The sequence below is a fragment of the Variovorax monticola genome, from assembly GCF_051216855.1.
In the GTDB taxonomy this organism is placed as follows: Bacteria; Pseudomonadota; Gammaproteobacteria; order Burkholderiales; family Burkholderiaceae_C; genus Variovorax.
Window position 1 is genome coordinate 592,473 of record NZ_JBPJZP010000003.1, and the last position, 14,804, is coordinate 607,276.

The window sequence follows — 14,804 nt, forward strand, 5'->3', positions numbered from 1 at the left end:
CATGGCGTATGAACAGGTGCTTTCGCAGGACGAGGTCGATGCGCTCTTGCAAGGCGTCACCGGCGAAGTCGACCAGCCGGCGGCCCCGCCGCCGCCCAGGGACGGCCTGCCGGCCTACGACCTCGGCGCGCCCGACCGCGTGGTGCGCAACCGCATGCACACGCTGGAGGTCATCAACGACCGCTTCGCGCGCGGCCTGCGCAGCGCGCTGCTGAACTTCATGCGCCGCAGCCCCGACATCTCGGTGGGGCCCATACAGATCCAGCAGTACGGCGAGTTCGTGCGGCACCTGCCGGTGCCCGCGAACATCAACATGATCCACCTGAAGCCGCTGCGCGGCACGGCGCTGTTCGTGTTCGACCCGAAGCTGGTGTTCCTGGTGGTGGACAACCTCTTCGGCAGCGACGGGCGCTACCACGTGCGCGTGGAAGGCCGCGACTTCACGCGCACCGAGCAGCGCATCATCAAGCGCCTGCTCGACCTGTCGCTGCAGTGCTACGGCGACGCCTGGCAGCCGGTGTTCCCGCTGGACTTCGACTACGTGCGCGCCGAAATGCACGGCAAGCTCGCCAACATCGTGGCGCCCAACGAGGTGGTGATCAACACCACGCTGCAGATCGAGTTCGGCCCGGTGGGCGGCTTTCTGCACGTGTGCATTCCCTACTCGATGATCGAGCCCATCAAGGACCTGCTGTCCAACCCGATCCAGGACGAGGTCGAGGTCGACAAGCGCTGGGTCAAGCAGATGTCGCGCCAGATGCAGGCGGCCGACGTCGAGCTCATTGCCGACTTCGTGACCATGCCCTCCACGCTGGGCGAAGTGATGAAGCTGCAGACCGGCGACGTGATTCCCATCGAGCTGCCGACCACGGTGCTCGCCAAGGTCGGCGGCGTGCCGGTGATGGAGTGCGGCTACGGCACCTCGAACGAGCGCTACGCCTTGCGCGTGCAACACATGATCTCCCACCAAGACAGCGATTTGAAGAACGACCATGACTGACAACACCTCTTCCGCCAGCAGCGACGCGGACGACTGGGCCAGCGCGCTGGCCGAACAGACCGCGGCCACCCCGGCCCCGGCAGCGGCCGTGCCCGAACCCGCCGTGGCCCCCGCCACCGCGCAGGTCTTCCAGCAGATCCACGACGCGCCGTCGGTGCCGTCCAGCGCCACCGCCGTGGACATCGCGCGCGTGCTCGACGTGCCCGTGCAGCTCACCGCCGAGATCGGCCGCACCCGCATCACCATCAAGAACCTGCTGCAGCTGTCGCAGGGCTCGGTGGTGGAGCTGGACGGCCTGGCCGGCCAGCCGCTGGACGTGCTGATCAACGGCTACCTCATCGCGCAGGGCGAAGTGGTGGTGGTGAACGAGAAATACGGCATTCGCCTGACCGACATCGTCACCCCGTCCGAGCGCATGCAGAAGCTCGCCCGTTCATGAACCTGCGCCCCCACCTGCATGCGCTGCGTGCGCTGCCCGCGTGGGCGGCGGCGCTGTGCGCCCTGTGCGCGCAGGCCGTGCACACGGCCCACGCCGCGCTGCCCACCGTGCCCACGCCCGTGCATGAAGCGCAACCGGCCGCGGTCGGCGCGTCGGGCCTGTTGCAGGCCGGCTTCGGCATGGCGGTGGTGGTCGGCCTGATTTTTCTGTGCGCCTGGCTGGCGCGCCGCTTCGGCCTTCAGCGCCTGGGCGGCGGCCACCTGGTGAAGGTGGTCTCCAGCGCAGCGCTCGGCCAGCGCGAACGCGTGGTCGTGGTGGAAGTGGGCGGCCAGTGGCTGGTGCTGGGCGTCACGTCCAGCCAGGTCAACATGCTGCACACGCTGCCGGCGCAGGCGCAGCCGGCCTCCGGCACGGCGGGCATGCCCGCCGCCATGAACAACCCTGTCGAACTCTTTGCCCGGAAACTGCGCGAATCCCTCTCGGGCAAGACGCACACCGCTCCATGACGCATTCCGCATTGCGCCGCGGCCTGCGTGCCGCGCTGCTGCTTGCCGCCGCCGCGCTGCCCGCCGTGGCCTGGACCCAGGGCCTGCCCGGCATCACCAGCACGCCGGGCCCCGGCGGCAGCCAGACCTGGTCGCTGAGCGTGCAGACCATGGTGCTGCTGACCTCGCTCACCTTCCTGCCCGCGCTGCTGCTGTCGATGACCAGCTTCACGCGCATCCTGATCGTGATGGGCCTGCTGCGCACCGCCATCGGCACGCAGACCTCGCCACCCAACCAGGTGCTGGTGGGGCTGTCGCTGTTCCTGACCTTCTTCGTGATGGCGCCGGTGCTCGACAAGGCCTATACCGACGCCTACGTGCCCTTCTCCGAGAACAAGATCAGCGCCGACAAGGCGCTGGAGCGCGGCATCGCGCCCTTCAAGACCTTCATGCTCAAGCAGACCCGCGAGAGCGACCTGGCCCTGTTCGCGCGCCTGGCCAAGGTGCCCGACATGCAGGGCCCGGAAGAGGTGCCACTGCGCATTTTGTTGCCGTCTTTCGTCATCAGCGAGCTGAAGACCGCCTTCCAGATCGGCTTCACCATCTTCATTCCGTTCCTCATCATCGACCTGGTGGTGGCCAGCGTGCTGATGTCGATGGGCATGATGATGGTGCCGCCCGCTTCCATTGCACTGCCCTTCAAGCTGATGCTCTTCGTGCTGGCCGACGGCTGGCAGTTGTTGATCGGCGCATTGGCGCAGAGCTTCTACCTTTAGGTACGCCCAGATGACCCCCGAATCCGTCATGACCATGGGCCACCGGGCCATGGAGATCTCGCTGCTGCTGGGCGCCCCGCTGCTGCTGGTGGCGCTGGTCATCGGCCTGATCGTGAGCATCTTCCAGGCCGCCACGCAGATCAACGAAGCCACGCTGTCGTTCATTCCCAAGCTGCTCGCGGTGTTCGCGACGCTGGTGATCGCCGGCCCCTGGATGCTCGACCGCATGCTCGACTACATGCGCGCGCTGTTCGCCGGCATTCCGCAGCTGGTGGCGTGACGCCGTCGATTCTTTCCGTCACCTCGGCCCAGCTCGAGGGCTGGATGGTGGCCTTCCTGTGGCCGTTCGTGCGCATGCTCGCGCTGGTGAGCACGGCGCCGATCTTCGGCGAGGCGTGGGTGCCGCGCCCGGTGAAGGTGGCGGTCGCCGTCATGCTGACCTTCGTGATCGCGCCCACGCTGGGCACGCTGCCGTCCGTGCCGGTGGTGTCCGCGGGCGGCCTGTGGATCATCGTGCAGCAGGTGCTGGTCGGCGCGGCCATGGGCTTCTCGATGAAGCTGGTGTTCACCGCCGTGCTGGCCGCGGGCGAGTACATCGGCCTGCAGATGGGCCTGTCGTTCGCCTCTTTCTTCGACCCCATGAGCCACGGCAGCACCATGGTGGTGTCGCGCCTGCTGAACATGCTGGCGATGCTGATCTTTCTTGCGCTCGACGGCCACCTGCTGATGGTGAACGCGCTGGCCGACAGCTTCGCCACCCTGCCGATCGCCGACGGGCCCATGGCTTCGGGCGGCTGGCTGTTCCTGGTGCTGGCCGGCGGCGACATCTTTGCCAGCGGGCTGATGCTGGCGCTGCCGCTCATCACCGCGCTGCTCACGCTGAACCTGGCCATGGGCATCCTGAACCGCGCCTCGCCGCAGTTCAGCATCTTCGCCGTGGGCTTTCCGCTCACGCTGCTGGCGGGCATCTTCATGCTGCAGCTGCTGATGCCGAACATGGCGGCGTTCCTGGAGCCGCGCTTCGCGGAATCCATCTCGAACATGTTGCGGTTCACGCAGGGCCTGCGTCCGTAATTCGGCGCGGTACCCGCCTCTTTCGAGGAACACCGAGGAACCGGCTTTGCCGGGCCTCTGGTGTCGCCCCCGGCAGGGGGTTGGAGAAGCGACACGAAGTGCGCGAAGCCTGGGGGCGAGTCAAAGATAGTTGAAGAGCGAAATGCTGTTCAGCTTCGCGAACGTCATCTGCGTGGCCTGCAGCGACGACTGGCGCTGGTAGAACTCCGCGATGGCGCTGTACGGGTCCAGGTCCTCGATGCTGGAGCGGTAGCTTTCTTCCTGCAGCTTGCTGGCCGCGCCGGCGGTGTCGAGCGCGTCGATCTCGGTCTGGCGCGAGCCCACCGACGACAGCACCGTCAGCACGTTGTCGTGCGCGTTCGTGACCTTCACGTTGGCCGTGCTCAAGGCGTTCTGCAGCTTGGCCTGGGCCGCCGCGCCGCCGCCGGTCAGCGGGGTGCGCAGCGCCGACACCAGCTCGCCGATGCTCGCGAAGATGTCGGTGCCGGCGTTCTTCGCGGTCGACACGTCGAAGCTGTCGCCGTTGGCCGGCGTGCCCTTGATGTTCAACTGCACGCCGCCGAACGAGATCGGCTGGCCTTCGCTATACAGCCCGCCCGCCACCACCACGGGCGGTGTGTCCTTGGTCGACACGGCGTAGTTGCCACCCGTGAAGCTGATGCTGAAGTCCTTGCCGTAGTTCGCATCGGTGGCGTCCTTCACGCCCACCGCGCCGAACACGCCGGTGCCGGTGTTGCCGGCCGCGCCCACGGTCACGTAGCCCGCGCCGCCCTGCACCGTCTGGAAGATGCTGCGGCCGTCGTCCGAGGTGGACAGCTGGCGCGCCACGTCGACCTGCATCAGCCGCTGGCCCTGGTCGCCCACGTACTGCACGCCGCCGCCGGACGCCGCCACGAACGGCGGCGAGCCGCTCTTGAAGCCGGCGAACAGGAACTGGCCGTTGCCGTCGTCCGAGTTGGCCACGCCCACCAGCTGGTCGAGCGCGCTCTGGATGGTGGTGGCGAGCGAGGCGCGGTCGGCGTCCGCCAGCGTGCCGTTGCCCGCCGCCACTGTCAGGGTCTTGATGTTCTGCAGGATCGACGTCACCGAGTTCAGTGCGTTCTCTTCGGTCGACAGCGACAGCGACGCGCGCTGGCGGCTGGTGGCGTACTGCGCGTTTTCCGACAGCGTCTGGGTGACGCCCAGGGCGCGCGCCGCGCCGACCGGGTCGTCGCCGGCCGTGAGGAACTTGGAGTTCGTGGCCAGTTGCTGCTGCACACGGAACAGCTTCTGCTGCTGCTGCCCCATGGCGCTGACGTTCTGGTCGTAGAAGGATTGGGTGCTGATGCGCATCGCGGTTTCCTGGATCGGTACGAAATGGAGGCTCAGTTGCTGATGCCGAGGATCGCGTCGAAGATGGTCGAAGCGGTCTGGATCACCTTCGCATTGGCCTGGTACATCTGCTGGAACATCAGCAGGTTGGCGGTTTCCTCGTCCTGGTTCACGCCGGAGATCGACTGCTGGCTGGCCTTGATCTGGCCCGTCACGCTGTCTTGCGTGGTGGCCGCCACCTTCACGGCCATGGCGCGGTTGCCCACCTCGCTCACCAGCTGCGAGTAGGCGCCGTTGAAGGTCGCCGTGCCGCCGGACATGAGGGTCTTGCGCTGCAGCGCGCCCAGCGCCAGGGCGTTGGTGTTGTCGGACACGCCCGAGGTGTTCTTGCCGATGGTGAAGGTGTCGCCCTGCGCGGGCGCGCCGGTCATGCCGACGGTGATGCCGTCGAAGCTCATCTTGGCGCCGGCCGTGTAAGGCACGGGCGCACCGGCCGCATAGCTGGTGCTGGTGCCGTCGGCCAGCGTCACGGTGACGGCCGAGGTGGCCGGGAAGCCCGAGAAGCTGCTGGTGGCGGCGTCGTAGCTCAGCGTCACCGGGCCGGCCAGCGGCGTGCCCGGGTAGCTGGCGTTCACGGTGGCGGGGCTCAGCGCGCCGCTGCCTTTGTTGCCGGCGGTGTTGCCGGTGACGATCGGCGACGCGGCGGCCACCTTGGCCGGGTCGAGCGTGAGCACGTCGAGGTCGCGCGCGCCGGTGCGCGTGGGCTGCACCAGGAACGAGTCGCCGGCCTGCGCGGTGCCGCTGGCGGCCGTGAGGCTGACGCCGTCGAAGGTGATGGGGAATGTGGTGAAAGTGCCCATCGACGTTTTGTCCGAAAGCCGGGTGACCGAGTAGTTGAGCGTGCCGGCCACGTCGGTGACGCTCACGTTGTAGTCGCTGGTCGTGAGCTGCGAGGCGTTCGACACCGTGGCGCCGAACTCCAGGTTGCCCGTGTTCTTGGCATTGGGCAGCGCGAGCGGCACCGACTGCGTGAAGAAGTCCTTGCCCAGCGCGCCGCTCAGGTCCACGCCCAGCTTGTGCTGCGCGTTCACCGCGTCGGACACCGAGATCGCGAGACGGCCGATGGCGTTCTGCGACGGAATGAGCGTGTCGCGGCGAAAGCTCATGAGCCCGCCCAGCACGCCGCCGGTGATGGCGGTGTCCGACAGCTCGGAGGTGTTGCCGGCAAAGCCCTGCAGCGCCACCGCCTTGCGCGACGGGTCCGCGGCGGAATTCACCGCCACCATCTGCGAAGCGTAGTCGCCCACCACCAGCGACTGGCCGGTGGCGATGAACACGTTGTACTTGCCGTTGTCCTGCTGCAGCACCTTCACGTCGACCACCTGGCTCAGGTTGCTCACGAGCTGGTCGCGCTGGTCGAGCAGGTCGTTGGGCGGCTGGCCGCCGGCCATGGCGCTGATCTGGCTGATCTGCTGGTTGAGGCTGGCGATCTTGCTGGCGTAGGTGTTGATCTGGTCCACGCTGCCCACGATCTGCTCGTTCACCGAGGAGTTCAGGTCCGACAGGTACTGGTCGGTCGTGCGGAACTTGCTGGCCAGCGCCTGGGCCGAGCTGATCATCTGCTGGCGCGCGGCCGGGTCGGCCGGCGTGTTGGCCACGCCCTGGATGCTGGTGAAGAAGCTCTGCATCAGCGGCGCGATGCCCGAGGTCTTGTCGGCCAGCAGGGTGTCGATGCGGTTGATCTGAACGCTGTTGGTGGCCAGCGCGGCCGAGGCCGACTGCGCCGTTCCCAGCTGCGCCGTCAGGTAGCGGTCGTAGCTGCGCGAGACGGTCGTCACGTTGGCACCCGAGCCGATGAAGCCCGAGCCGCTGGAGATGGCGCTGCCGGTGGCGATTTCCGCCACTTGCCGGCTGTAGCCGGCGGTGTACACGTTGGCGGTGTTGTGGGCCGTGGTCATCAGCGCGGTGCGAGCGACGCTCAGACCGCTCAGACCTGTGTAGAACAAACTTCCGGACATAAGGCGTTACCTGTCGATGGTGTGTAGGGGTGGCATCGGTTCACTGTCTTTTCGATGCCTTGTTCTCTTTATCGGCAGCTTGCGCCGAAAGTTGAGGGTCAGAACTCGGTCCAGTCGCCCTTGGCGTCGCCGGTCATTGACAACTGGGGTGCGGGTGCGGCGCCGGGCGTGCGCCGCGGGGGCAGCGGCGTGGCCGCACGCCGGGGCGCTGCCCTAGCCACCTTCGGGATCGGGGTGATGGGCGTGAACGCCGCGCGGGGCGAGGCCACCGCATTGCGGTCGAGCTTGAAGATGCTCACGGCCTGCACGAGGCTGCCGGCCTGCTCCTGCAGCGACTGGGCCGCGGCCGAAGCCTCCTCCACCAGCGCGGCGTTCTGTTGCGTGACCTGGTCCATCTGGCTGATGGCCTGGTTGATCTGCTCGATGCCGGAGGTCTGCTCCTGGCTGGCCGAGGTGATCTCGCCCATGATGTCGGTCACGCGCTTCACGCTGCCCACGATCTCGTCCATGGTGCGGCCCGCTTCGGCCACCTGCTTGCTGCCCTCTTCGACCTTTTCCACCGAGTCGCCGATCAGCGTCTTGATTTCCTTGGCCGCTGCCGCAGAGCGCTGCGCCAGGCTGCGGACTTCCGAGGCCACCACTGCGAAGCCACGGCCCTGTTCACCTGCGCGTGCTGCTTCCACGGCCGCGTTCAGCGCCAGGATGTTCGTCTGGAACGCGATGCCGTCGATGACACCGATGATGTCCACGATCTTCTTCGACGACGCATTGATCGAGCCCATCGTGCCCACCACTTGCGACACGACGCTTCCGCCCTTGACCGCCACTTCCGATGCCGACACGGCCAGCTGGTTGGCTTGACGCGCGTTGTCGGCGTTCTGCTTCACGGTGCTCGTGAGTTCTTCCATCGAAGCGGCTGTTTCCTCGAGCGAGCTGGCCTGCTCTTCGGTGCGCGACGACAGGTCCTGGTTGCCCGAGGCGATCTGCCCCGACGCCGTGGCGATGGTCTCGGTGCCGGAGCGCACTTCGCCCACCACCTTGGCCAGGCTGGCGTTCATCTCGCGCAGCGCATGCATCAGCTGGCCGGTCTCGTCGCGGCTTTGGACCACGATGTCGGCACTCAGGTCACCGGCGGCCACCGTCTCGGCGACCGTGACCGCATGGCCCAGCGGACGCACGATGCCCAGCGTCAGGCGCCAGGCGAACAGCGCACCCAGCACCAGCGCAATGGCCGACAGCGCCAGCAGCAGGGTCTGGCCGCTTTCGTGGTCGGCCAGGATGCCCTTGGACAGCACGTCGATCCTGTCGCGCTGGTAGGCCGCGAGCTTGGCCACGGCTTCTTCGTAGACGACAAGGCCCGACGCGAACTGGTTGTCCGCCATGGTGGAGGCCTCGTCGCTCTGGCCCGCGGCCTTGAGCTTGTTGATCTTCTCGATGACCTCCAGCACCACGGCGCGCGCATCGGCCACGCCGGCGTAGAGCTTCTTTTCTTCCGGCGAGGTCAGCAGCTCCTCGAGCTTCTTCTGCACCGGGTTGATCAGCGCCGAGCTGTCGGCGCGGGCCTTGGCGAAGTACGCGACCACGGCCGGGTCGGTGGCCTTCACCATGGCGAAGGAACGCACGATGGTGGGCCCCAGCAGGTTGGACCACTGGTTGGCCAGGCGCTCCTTCACCAGGGCGTGCGCGATCATCTCGTCCGTGGACTGGCCCACGCTGGCAAGGCGCAGGAAGCCGGTGCCGGCAATCACGCCCATCAACAGCAGCATGGCCGCGAAACCCAGGCCCAGGCGGGTGCCGATTTTCAGGTTCTTCAAACTCATTTGATTTCTTCTCTTTCAGAACTGGAGCGAATCCCGCCGCGGAATGCGGCGTTGTCGGTTCGTTATCGGCACGGGCCCGCCGGTGTTGAGCCCCCTGCGTCTCTTGTTTCTTAAAACTCCGTCCAGTCGCCCTTGGCGTCCGCGGCCACGGCCAGGCGCGGCGCGGGGCCCGTGCCGGGTTCGCGGCGCGCAGGCAGCGCCTGGGCCGGGCGCTTGAGCGCCGACTGGGAACCCGCAACCGCCTTGGCCGGCCGGGCGATGGGCGTGACGCGTGTGAAGCCGGTGCGCGCGACCACGGCGTTGTGGTCGAGCTTGAAGATGCTCACGGCCTGCACGAGGCTGCCGGCCTGTTCCTGCAGCGACTGGGCGGCGGCCGAGGCCTCCTCCACCAGCGCGGCGTTCTGTTGCGTGACCTGGTCCATCTGGCTGATGGCCTGGTTGATCTGCTCGATGCCGGAGGTCTGCTCCTGGCTGGCGGCAGTGATTTCTCCCATGATGTCCGTCACACGGCGCACGCTGCCGACGATCTCGTCCATGGTGCGGCCGGCTTCGGCCACCTGCTTGCTGCCCTCTTCGACCTTCTCCACCGAGTCGCCGATCAGCGTCTTGATTTCCTTCGCCGCTGCCGCCGAGCGCTGCGCCAGGCTGCGAACTTCCGAGGCCACCACTGCGAAGCCGCGGCCCTGTTCGCCGGCTCGCGCCGCCTCCACTGCGGCATTCAGCGCCAGGATGTTCGTCTGGAACGCGATGCCGTCGATGACGCCGATGATGTCGACGATCTTCTTGGACGACGCATTGATCGAGCCCATCGTGCCCACCACCTGCGACACGACACTGCCGCCCTTCACCGCCACTTCCGATGCCGACACGGCCAGCTGGTTCGCTTGGCGCGCGTTGTCGGCGTTCTGCTTCACCGTAGAGGTCAGCTCTTCCATCGAAGCCGCCGTCTCCTCGAGCGAGCTGGCCTGCTCTTCGGTGCGCGACGACAGGTCCTGGTTGCCCGCAGCAATCTGGCCCGACGCCGTCGCGATCGTGTCCGTGCCCGTGCGCACTTCACCCACGATCTTCACGAGGCTGTTGTTCATGCCCCTCAGTGCTTCCAGCAGCAGGCCGGTCTCGTCCGTCGTCTTGGCCTCGATGCGGCTGGTCAGGTCGCCCGCGGCCACCGACTGCGCCACCTTCACGGCCTCGGCCAGCGGCCGCGCGACGATGCGCGCAATCCACAGCGCCAGCGCCAGTCCGAGCGCAATGGCGCCCAGCAGCAGGCCCACCACCCACAGACGGGCTTGCGCGTACACCGTGTCGGCCGTCTCGCCCGCGCGAAGGGCGCCGGCTACATTCACTTCGGTCAGCTTGTCCAGCGCCGTGTTCATGTCGCGGTTCAGCTGCAGCGACTTGCCGCGGCTCAGCGCGGTCGCCTGCTCGGTGTTCTGCGTGTGCGAGATGGCGATGACCTTGTTGTGCTCCAGCGCGTACTCGGCAAGCAGCTTCTCGAAGACGGGGTAGACCTCGCGCTCCTCGGGTTCGGAAATGAGTGTCTGGTATTCGGCGCGGCCTTTTTGCAGCGCGGCCCAGGTCGTGTCCATCGACTTTTCGTAGACGGCCATCTCGTCGGTCGAGCCGGACAGGATGTGCTGCAGTTCCTGGGTGCGGTAGCGCGACACCAGGTTCTTCATTTCGAGCAGGGAGCGTGTCGCCGGCATCCAGTTGGTGGCCAGGTCGGTGGACATGTCGTGCACCTTCCCGAGTTGCAGCACCGAGATGGCACCGACACCCGCCGTCAGCAAGAGAACGGCGAGAAACGACACAAGCAGCTTGGTCGCGATTTTGAGGTTGTAGAAAGCGTTGATGATTTTTCCTTCAGGGGCCGTGGGCCCCGTTCGACTGTTATGTGTTGTTCTTGCGCGGGCGACTCAGAATTCCGTCCAGTCGCCGGTGCCGGCCGCAGCCAGTTGCGGCGCTGCACCCTTGCCGGGTGCGCTGCGCGCAGGCAGCGCCTGGGCCGGGCGCTTGAGCGCGGACGGGGAACCCGCAACCGCCTTGGCCGGCCGAGCGATCGGCGTGATACGTGTGAAGCCGGTGCGCGCGACCACGGCGTTGTGGTCGAGCCTGAAGATGCTCACGGCCTGCACGAGGCTGCCGGCCTGCTCCTGCAGCGACTGGGCGGCGGCCGAGGCCTCCTCCACCAGCGCGGCGTTCTGTTGCGTGACCTGGTCCATCTGCGAGATGGCCTGGTTGATCTGCTCGATGCCCGAGGTCTGCTCCTGGCTGGCCGAGGTGATCTCGCCCATGATGTCGGTCACCCGCTTCACGCTGCCCACGATCTCGTCCATGGTGCGGCCCGCTTCGGCCACCTGCTTGCTGCCCTGTTCGACCTTTTCGACCGAATCGCCGATCAGCGTCTTGATTTCCTTGGCCGCTGAGGCCGAGCGTTGCGCCAGGCTGCGAACTTCCGAGGCCACGACGGCGAAGCCACGGCCCTGTTCACCTGCGCGTGCAGCTTCCACCGCAGCGTTCAGTGCCAGGATGTTGGTCTGGAACGCGATGCCGTCGATGACACCGATGATGTCCACGATCTTCTTGGACGACGCATTGATCGAGCCCATCGTGTCGACCACTTGCGACACCACGCTGCCGCCCTTCACCGCCACTTCGGAGGCGGAAACCGCGAGCTGGTTGGCCTGGCGCGCGTTGTCCGCGTTCTGCTTCACCGTAGAGGTCAGCTCTTCCATCGAAGCGGCTGTTTCCTCGAGCGAACTGGCCTGCTCTTCGGTGCGCGACGACAGGTCCTGGTTGCCCGCCGCAATCTGCCCCGACGCCGTGGCGATGGTCTCGGTGCCGGAGCGCACTTCGCCCACCACCTTGGCCAGGCTGGTGTTCATGTTCTTCAGCGCCTGCATCAGCTGGCCCACCTCGTCGCGGCTGTCCACGCGAATGTCCGCGCTCAGGTCGCCCTGCGCCACCGTCTCGGCCACCACCACCGCCCTGGCCAGCGGACGCACGATGCTGCGCGAGATGAAGAACGCGAAGATGCCCCCGCTCACCACCGTCAGCAAGGTCAGCAGCAGCTGCAGGTTGAAGCTCTTCAGGTTGGCCGCGTCGATGTCGTGGCTCATGCGGTCGATGTCGCGGCGCTCGATCGACAGCAGGTCCAGCACCCGGTTCTCGTAGGCCTTGGCGGCCGGCTGGAACACGTCCTTGAACGCGCGTGCAGCTTCCCCCGCATTGCCGCTCGCCTTGGCCTTGTTCACTTCTTCCTTGCCGGCCTGGTATTTCGCACGCAGCTCGATGATGGATTTGTAGGTCGCCTTTTCCTCGTCGGTGAACAGCAGCGGCTCCACCTTCGCGATGGTCTCGCTGCCCTTCTTCACGCTGTCGGCAATCACGTCGGCGAAGGTCACGGGCAGGGTGTCGTCCGTGGTGCGCGCGATCATCGAGGTGCGGGCGATGGCCGAATAGGTCAGCACGTACCAGTCGGAAATGAGCCTTTCCTTGGCGAGCGGGCTCTGCATCATCAGCCGCGTGGCCTCCGCGTTGTTGCGCGCGGACACCAGCGCGATGGCGGTCGAGATCACGGTCAGGCCGAGCACGATGGCGAATGCCAGCGTGAGGCGTCTGGCGATGCGAAGGTTGGCGAGGAAGTTCATGGGGTGCCTTCAGGCGAATGTGCAGGCGGGAATCAGGCGGTGGCCGCAGCCTCGACCAGGCCCATCTCGTCGCTGGACATCAGGCGGTCGATGTCCACCAGGATCAGCATCCGCTCGTCCAGCGTGCCCAGCCCGATCAGGTAGTCCGCGTCCAGCACCGAGCCCATCTCCGGCGCCGGCTTGATCTGATCGCCCGTGAGCGTGATCACGTCCGACACGCTGTCCACCACCATCCCCACCACCCGGCCACCGATGTTCAGCACGATCACCACCGTGAACTGGTCGTACGTCGGGTCGCCCAGCTTGAACTTGATCCGCATGTCGATGATCGGAACAATGATCCCGCGCAGGTTCACCACCCCCTTGATGTAGTCCGGTGCATTGGCAATGCGCGTCACCGCGTCGTACCCGCGCAGCTCCTGCACCTTCTGGATGTCGATGCCGTATTCCTCTTCGCCCAGCTTGAAGGTCACGACCTCCAGGCGGGCGGCGACGGCGGCGGCGGACGATGCCGAGCCGGCTTGTTTCAATGGGTCTTTTGCCTTGTTGAGCATGGGGTTCTTCTCCGGGTTGAATCTGGTTGGGGTTGGTTGGGGGTGCGCGAGCTTCAGGCGGTCTCGGCGACTTCGGCCATCTGGCCGGTGCCGCCACTGAAAACGCGCACGGCCTTCACGAGGCCGTCGGCCTGTTCCTGCAGCAACTCGGCTGTGGCCGTGGCCTCTTCGACCAGCGCGGCGTTCTGTTGCGTGACCTGGTCCATCTGCGAGATGGCCTGGTTGATCTGCTCGATGCCGGAGGTCTGCTCCTGGCTGGCGGTGGTGATCTCGCCCATGATGTCGGTCACGCGGCGCACGCTGCCCACGATCTCCTGCATCGTGCGGCCGGCTTCCGCCACCTGCTTGCTGCCGGCCTCGACCTTGTCGACCGAGTCGCCGATCAGCGTCTTGATTTCCTTGGCGGCCGACGCCGAGCGTTGCGCCAAGCTGCGCACTTCCGACGCGACCACGGCAAAGCCCTTGCCCTGCTCGCCGGCGCGCGCCGCTTCCACAGCCGCGTTCAGCGCCAGGATGTTGGTCTGGAACGCGATGCCGTCGATGACGCCGATGATGTCCACGATCTTTTTCGACGACGCATTGATCGAGCCCATGGTGTCGACCACCTGCGAGACCACGTTGCCGCCCTTCACCGCCACTTCCGACGCCGACACGGCCAGCTGGTTGGCCTGGCGTGCGTTGTCGGCGTTCTGCTTCACCGTCGAGGTCAGCTCTTCCATCGAGGCCGCCGTCTCTTCCAGCGAGCTGGCCTGCTGCTCCGTGCGCGAAGACAGGTCCTGGTTGCCCGAGGCGATCTGGCTGGACGCCGACATCACGCCGGCCACGTTCTCGCCCACGTCCGAGACGATGGCAAAGAGGTTGGCGCTCATCTGGTTCAGCGCACGCAGCAGCCCGGTGATTTCGTCGCCGCGCCGCACCTCGAAGCGCGCGAGGTCGCCGCCTGCAATGGAACGTGCCACGTGCACCGCCTCGTCCAGCGGGCGGAACACCGTGCGGCCCAGGAAGCGGCCCAGGCCCAGCCAGGCGAGCGTGGAGGCCGCGCCGCTGGCCGCGATCAGCCCAGGCAGGCTGCCGTGCGCACCGGCGGAAGCCACCAGCCGCGACGCGGCCATCCAGCCCGCGGCACCCAGGCCCAGCGAGAGCACGGCGGCCACGGCCGTGGCGCCGGCCACGCGGGTGCGCACGGGAATGCGGCGCAGCCGCGCCAGCGGGTTGCGCCAGCCGCGCTGCACCACTTCGCCCTGCAGGATCTCGACGTCCTTGGCGCGGCCTTCGCGGATGCGGGCGTACAGCGCGTCGGCTTCGGCCACTTCGCCGCGCCCGGGCTTGCTGCGCACCGACATGTAGCCCTGCACGCGGCCGTTGCGCCGGATGGGCGTGACATTGGCCAGCACCCAGTAGAAGTCGCCGTTCTGGCGCCGGTTCTTGATGAGGCCGGTCCAGGGCAGGCCCTGCCCCAGCGAGGCCCACATGTCCGCGAAGGCCTCGGCCGGCACGTCGGGGTGGCGCACGATGTTGTGCGCCTTGCCCATGAGGTCGGCCACCGCGAAGCCGCTGGCCTCCACGAAGGCCGGGTTGACGTAGGTGATGCGACCCTTCAGGTCGGTGCGGGACACCAGGGCGGCGCCCGGCGGGAGTTCGTATTCGACGCCGGTGATCGGCAGATTGACGCGCATGTCG

Annotated in this window: 13 protein-coding genes; 6 read left to right on the forward strand and 7 right to left on the reverse strand. The window is 67.1% G+C overall.

The window, feature by feature from the left end:
* The first annotated feature begins 1 nt into the window (after window position 1).
* The 6 genes from fliM to fliR are packed head-to-tail and all read left to right on the forward strand — an operon-like array spanning window position 2 to window position 3,774.
* Window positions 2-1,000 carry a flagellar motor switch protein FliM gene (gene fliM, locus ACSFA5_RS13945; RefSeq protein ID WP_435444629.1) on the forward strand — a complete coding sequence of 333 codons (999 nt, stop codon included), beginning with the start codon at window positions 2-4 and terminating at the stop codon, window positions 998-1,000.
* Entirely contained in the window at window positions 993-1,439 is a 447-nt protein-coding gene (gene fliN / locus ACSFA5_RS13950; RefSeq protein ID WP_435444630.1) for a flagellar motor switch protein FliN, read from the forward strand. Before fliM ends, fliN begins: the two co-directional genes overlap by 8 nt.
* Window positions 1,436-1,945, forward strand: a complete 510-nt coding sequence (fliO, locus tag ACSFA5_RS13955) for a flagellar biosynthetic protein FliO (RefSeq protein WP_435444631.1) — start codon at window positions 1,436-1,438, stop codon at window positions 1,943-1,945. The genes fliN and fliO overlap by 4 nt, the downstream gene beginning before the upstream one ends.
* 23 nt (window positions 1,946-1,968) lie before the next feature.
* Window positions 1,969-2,700, forward strand: a complete 732-nt coding sequence (gene fliP, locus ACSFA5_RS13960; RefSeq protein WP_435444763.1) for a flagellar type III secretion system pore protein FliP — start codon at window positions 1,969-1,971, stop codon at window positions 2,698-2,700.
* A gap of 10 nt (window positions 2,701-2,710) precedes the next feature.
* The gene (fliQ, locus tag ACSFA5_RS13965; RefSeq protein ID WP_435436180.1) at window positions 2,711-2,980 is read left to right on the forward strand and encodes a flagellar biosynthesis protein FliQ; all 270 of its coding nucleotides are present in this window, start codon (window positions 2,711-2,713) and stop codon (window positions 2,978-2,980) included.
* Window positions 2,981-2,988: 8 nt separating this feature from the next.
* Complete coding sequence (gene fliR / locus ACSFA5_RS13970; protein ID WP_435444764.1) at window positions 2,989-3,774, forward strand: flagellar biosynthetic protein FliR; 786 nt, start codon at window positions 2,989-2,991, stop codon at window positions 3,772-3,774.
* A gap of 120 nt (window positions 3,775-3,894) precedes the next feature.
* Here the strand turns inward: fliR and flgL are convergent, their stop codons facing one another.
* The 7 genes from flgL to ACSFA5_RS14005 form a co-directional block, all read right to left on the reverse strand.
* Complete coding sequence (flgL, locus tag ACSFA5_RS13975; protein ID WP_435444632.1) at window positions 3,895-5,106, reverse strand: flagellar hook-associated protein FlgL; 1,212 nt, start codon at window positions 5,104-5,106, stop codon at window positions 3,895-3,897.
* 32 nt (window positions 5,107-5,138) lie between these two features.
* On the reverse strand, window positions 5,139-7,103 hold the full coding sequence (gene flgK / locus ACSFA5_RS13980; RefSeq protein ID WP_435444633.1) for a flagellar hook-associated protein FlgK: 1,965 nt from the start codon (window positions 7,101-7,103) through the stop codon (window positions 5,139-5,141).
* A gap of 98 nt (window positions 7,104-7,201) precedes the next feature.
* Window positions 7,202-8,923 carry a methyl-accepting chemotaxis protein gene (locus ACSFA5_RS13985; RefSeq protein WP_435444634.1) on the reverse strand — a complete coding sequence of 574 codons (1,722 nt, stop codon included), beginning with the start codon at window positions 8,921-8,923 and terminating at the stop codon, window positions 7,202-7,204.
* A 110-nt stretch (window positions 8,924-9,033) separates the two neighbouring features.
* Window positions 9,034-10,773 (reverse strand): methyl-accepting chemotaxis protein, encoded by a 1,740-nt coding sequence (locus ACSFA5_RS13990; protein WP_435444765.1) that lies wholly within the window; start codon window positions 10,771-10,773, stop codon window positions 9,034-9,036.
* A 63-nt stretch (window positions 10,774-10,836) separates the two neighbouring features.
* On the reverse strand, window positions 10,837-12,570 hold the full coding sequence (locus tag ACSFA5_RS13995) for a methyl-accepting chemotaxis protein (protein ID WP_435444635.1): 1,734 nt from the start codon (window positions 12,568-12,570) through the stop codon (window positions 10,837-10,839).
* A gap of 32 nt (window positions 12,571-12,602) precedes the next feature.
* A complete protein-coding gene (locus ACSFA5_RS14000) occupies window positions 12,603-13,124 on the reverse strand; it encodes a chemotaxis protein CheW (protein WP_435444636.1) in 522 nt (173 codons plus the stop codon).
* Window positions 13,125-13,177: 53 nt separating this feature from the next.
* Window positions 13,178-14,800: a methyl-accepting chemotaxis protein gene (locus tag ACSFA5_RS14005; RefSeq protein ID WP_435444637.1), complete on the reverse strand. Its 1,623-nt coding sequence runs from the start codon at window positions 14,798-14,800 to the stop codon at window positions 13,178-13,180.
* Window positions 14,801-14,804: the final 4 nt, after the last annotated feature.

Excerpts from the sequence above, each read along its gene's own strand:
- fliN (WP_435444630.1), top strand. The coding sequence starts at position 993 with ATGACTGACAACACCTCTTCCGCCAGCAGCGACGCGGACGACTGGGCC.
- fliQ (WP_435436180.1), top strand. The coding sequence starts at position 2,711 with ATGACCCCCGAATCCGTCATGACCATGGGCCACCGGGCCATGGAGATC.
- ACSFA5_RS13985 (WP_435444634.1), bottom strand. The coding sequence starts at position 8,923 with ATGAGTTTGAAGAACCTGAAAATCGGCACCCGCCTGGGCCTGGGTTTC.
- ACSFA5_RS13995 (WP_435444635.1), bottom strand. The coding sequence starts at position 12,570 with ATGAACTTCCTCGCCAACCTTCGCATCGCCAGACGCCTCACGCTGGCA.
- flgL (WP_435444632.1), bottom strand. The coding sequence starts at position 5,106 with ATGCGCATCAGCACCCAATCCTTCTACGACCAGAACGTCAGCGCCATG.
- ACSFA5_RS14000 (WP_435444636.1), bottom strand. The coding sequence starts at position 13,124 with ATGCTCAACAAGGCAAAAGACCCATTGAAACAAGCCGGCTCGGCATCG.
- flgK (WP_435444633.1), bottom strand. The coding sequence starts at position 7,103 with ATGTCCGGAAGTTTGTTCTACACAGGTCTGAGCGGTCTGAGCGTCGCT.
- ACSFA5_RS14005 (WP_435444637.1), bottom strand. The coding sequence starts at position 14,800 with ATGCGCGTCAATCTGCCGATCACCGGCGTCGAATACGAACTCCCGCCG.
- fliM (WP_435444629.1), top strand. The coding sequence starts at position 2 with ATGGCGTATGAACAGGTGCTTTCGCAGGACGAGGTCGATGCGCTCTTG.
- fliO (WP_435444631.1), top strand. The coding sequence starts at position 1,436 with ATGAACCTGCGCCCCCACCTGCATGCGCTGCGTGCGCTGCCCGCGTGG.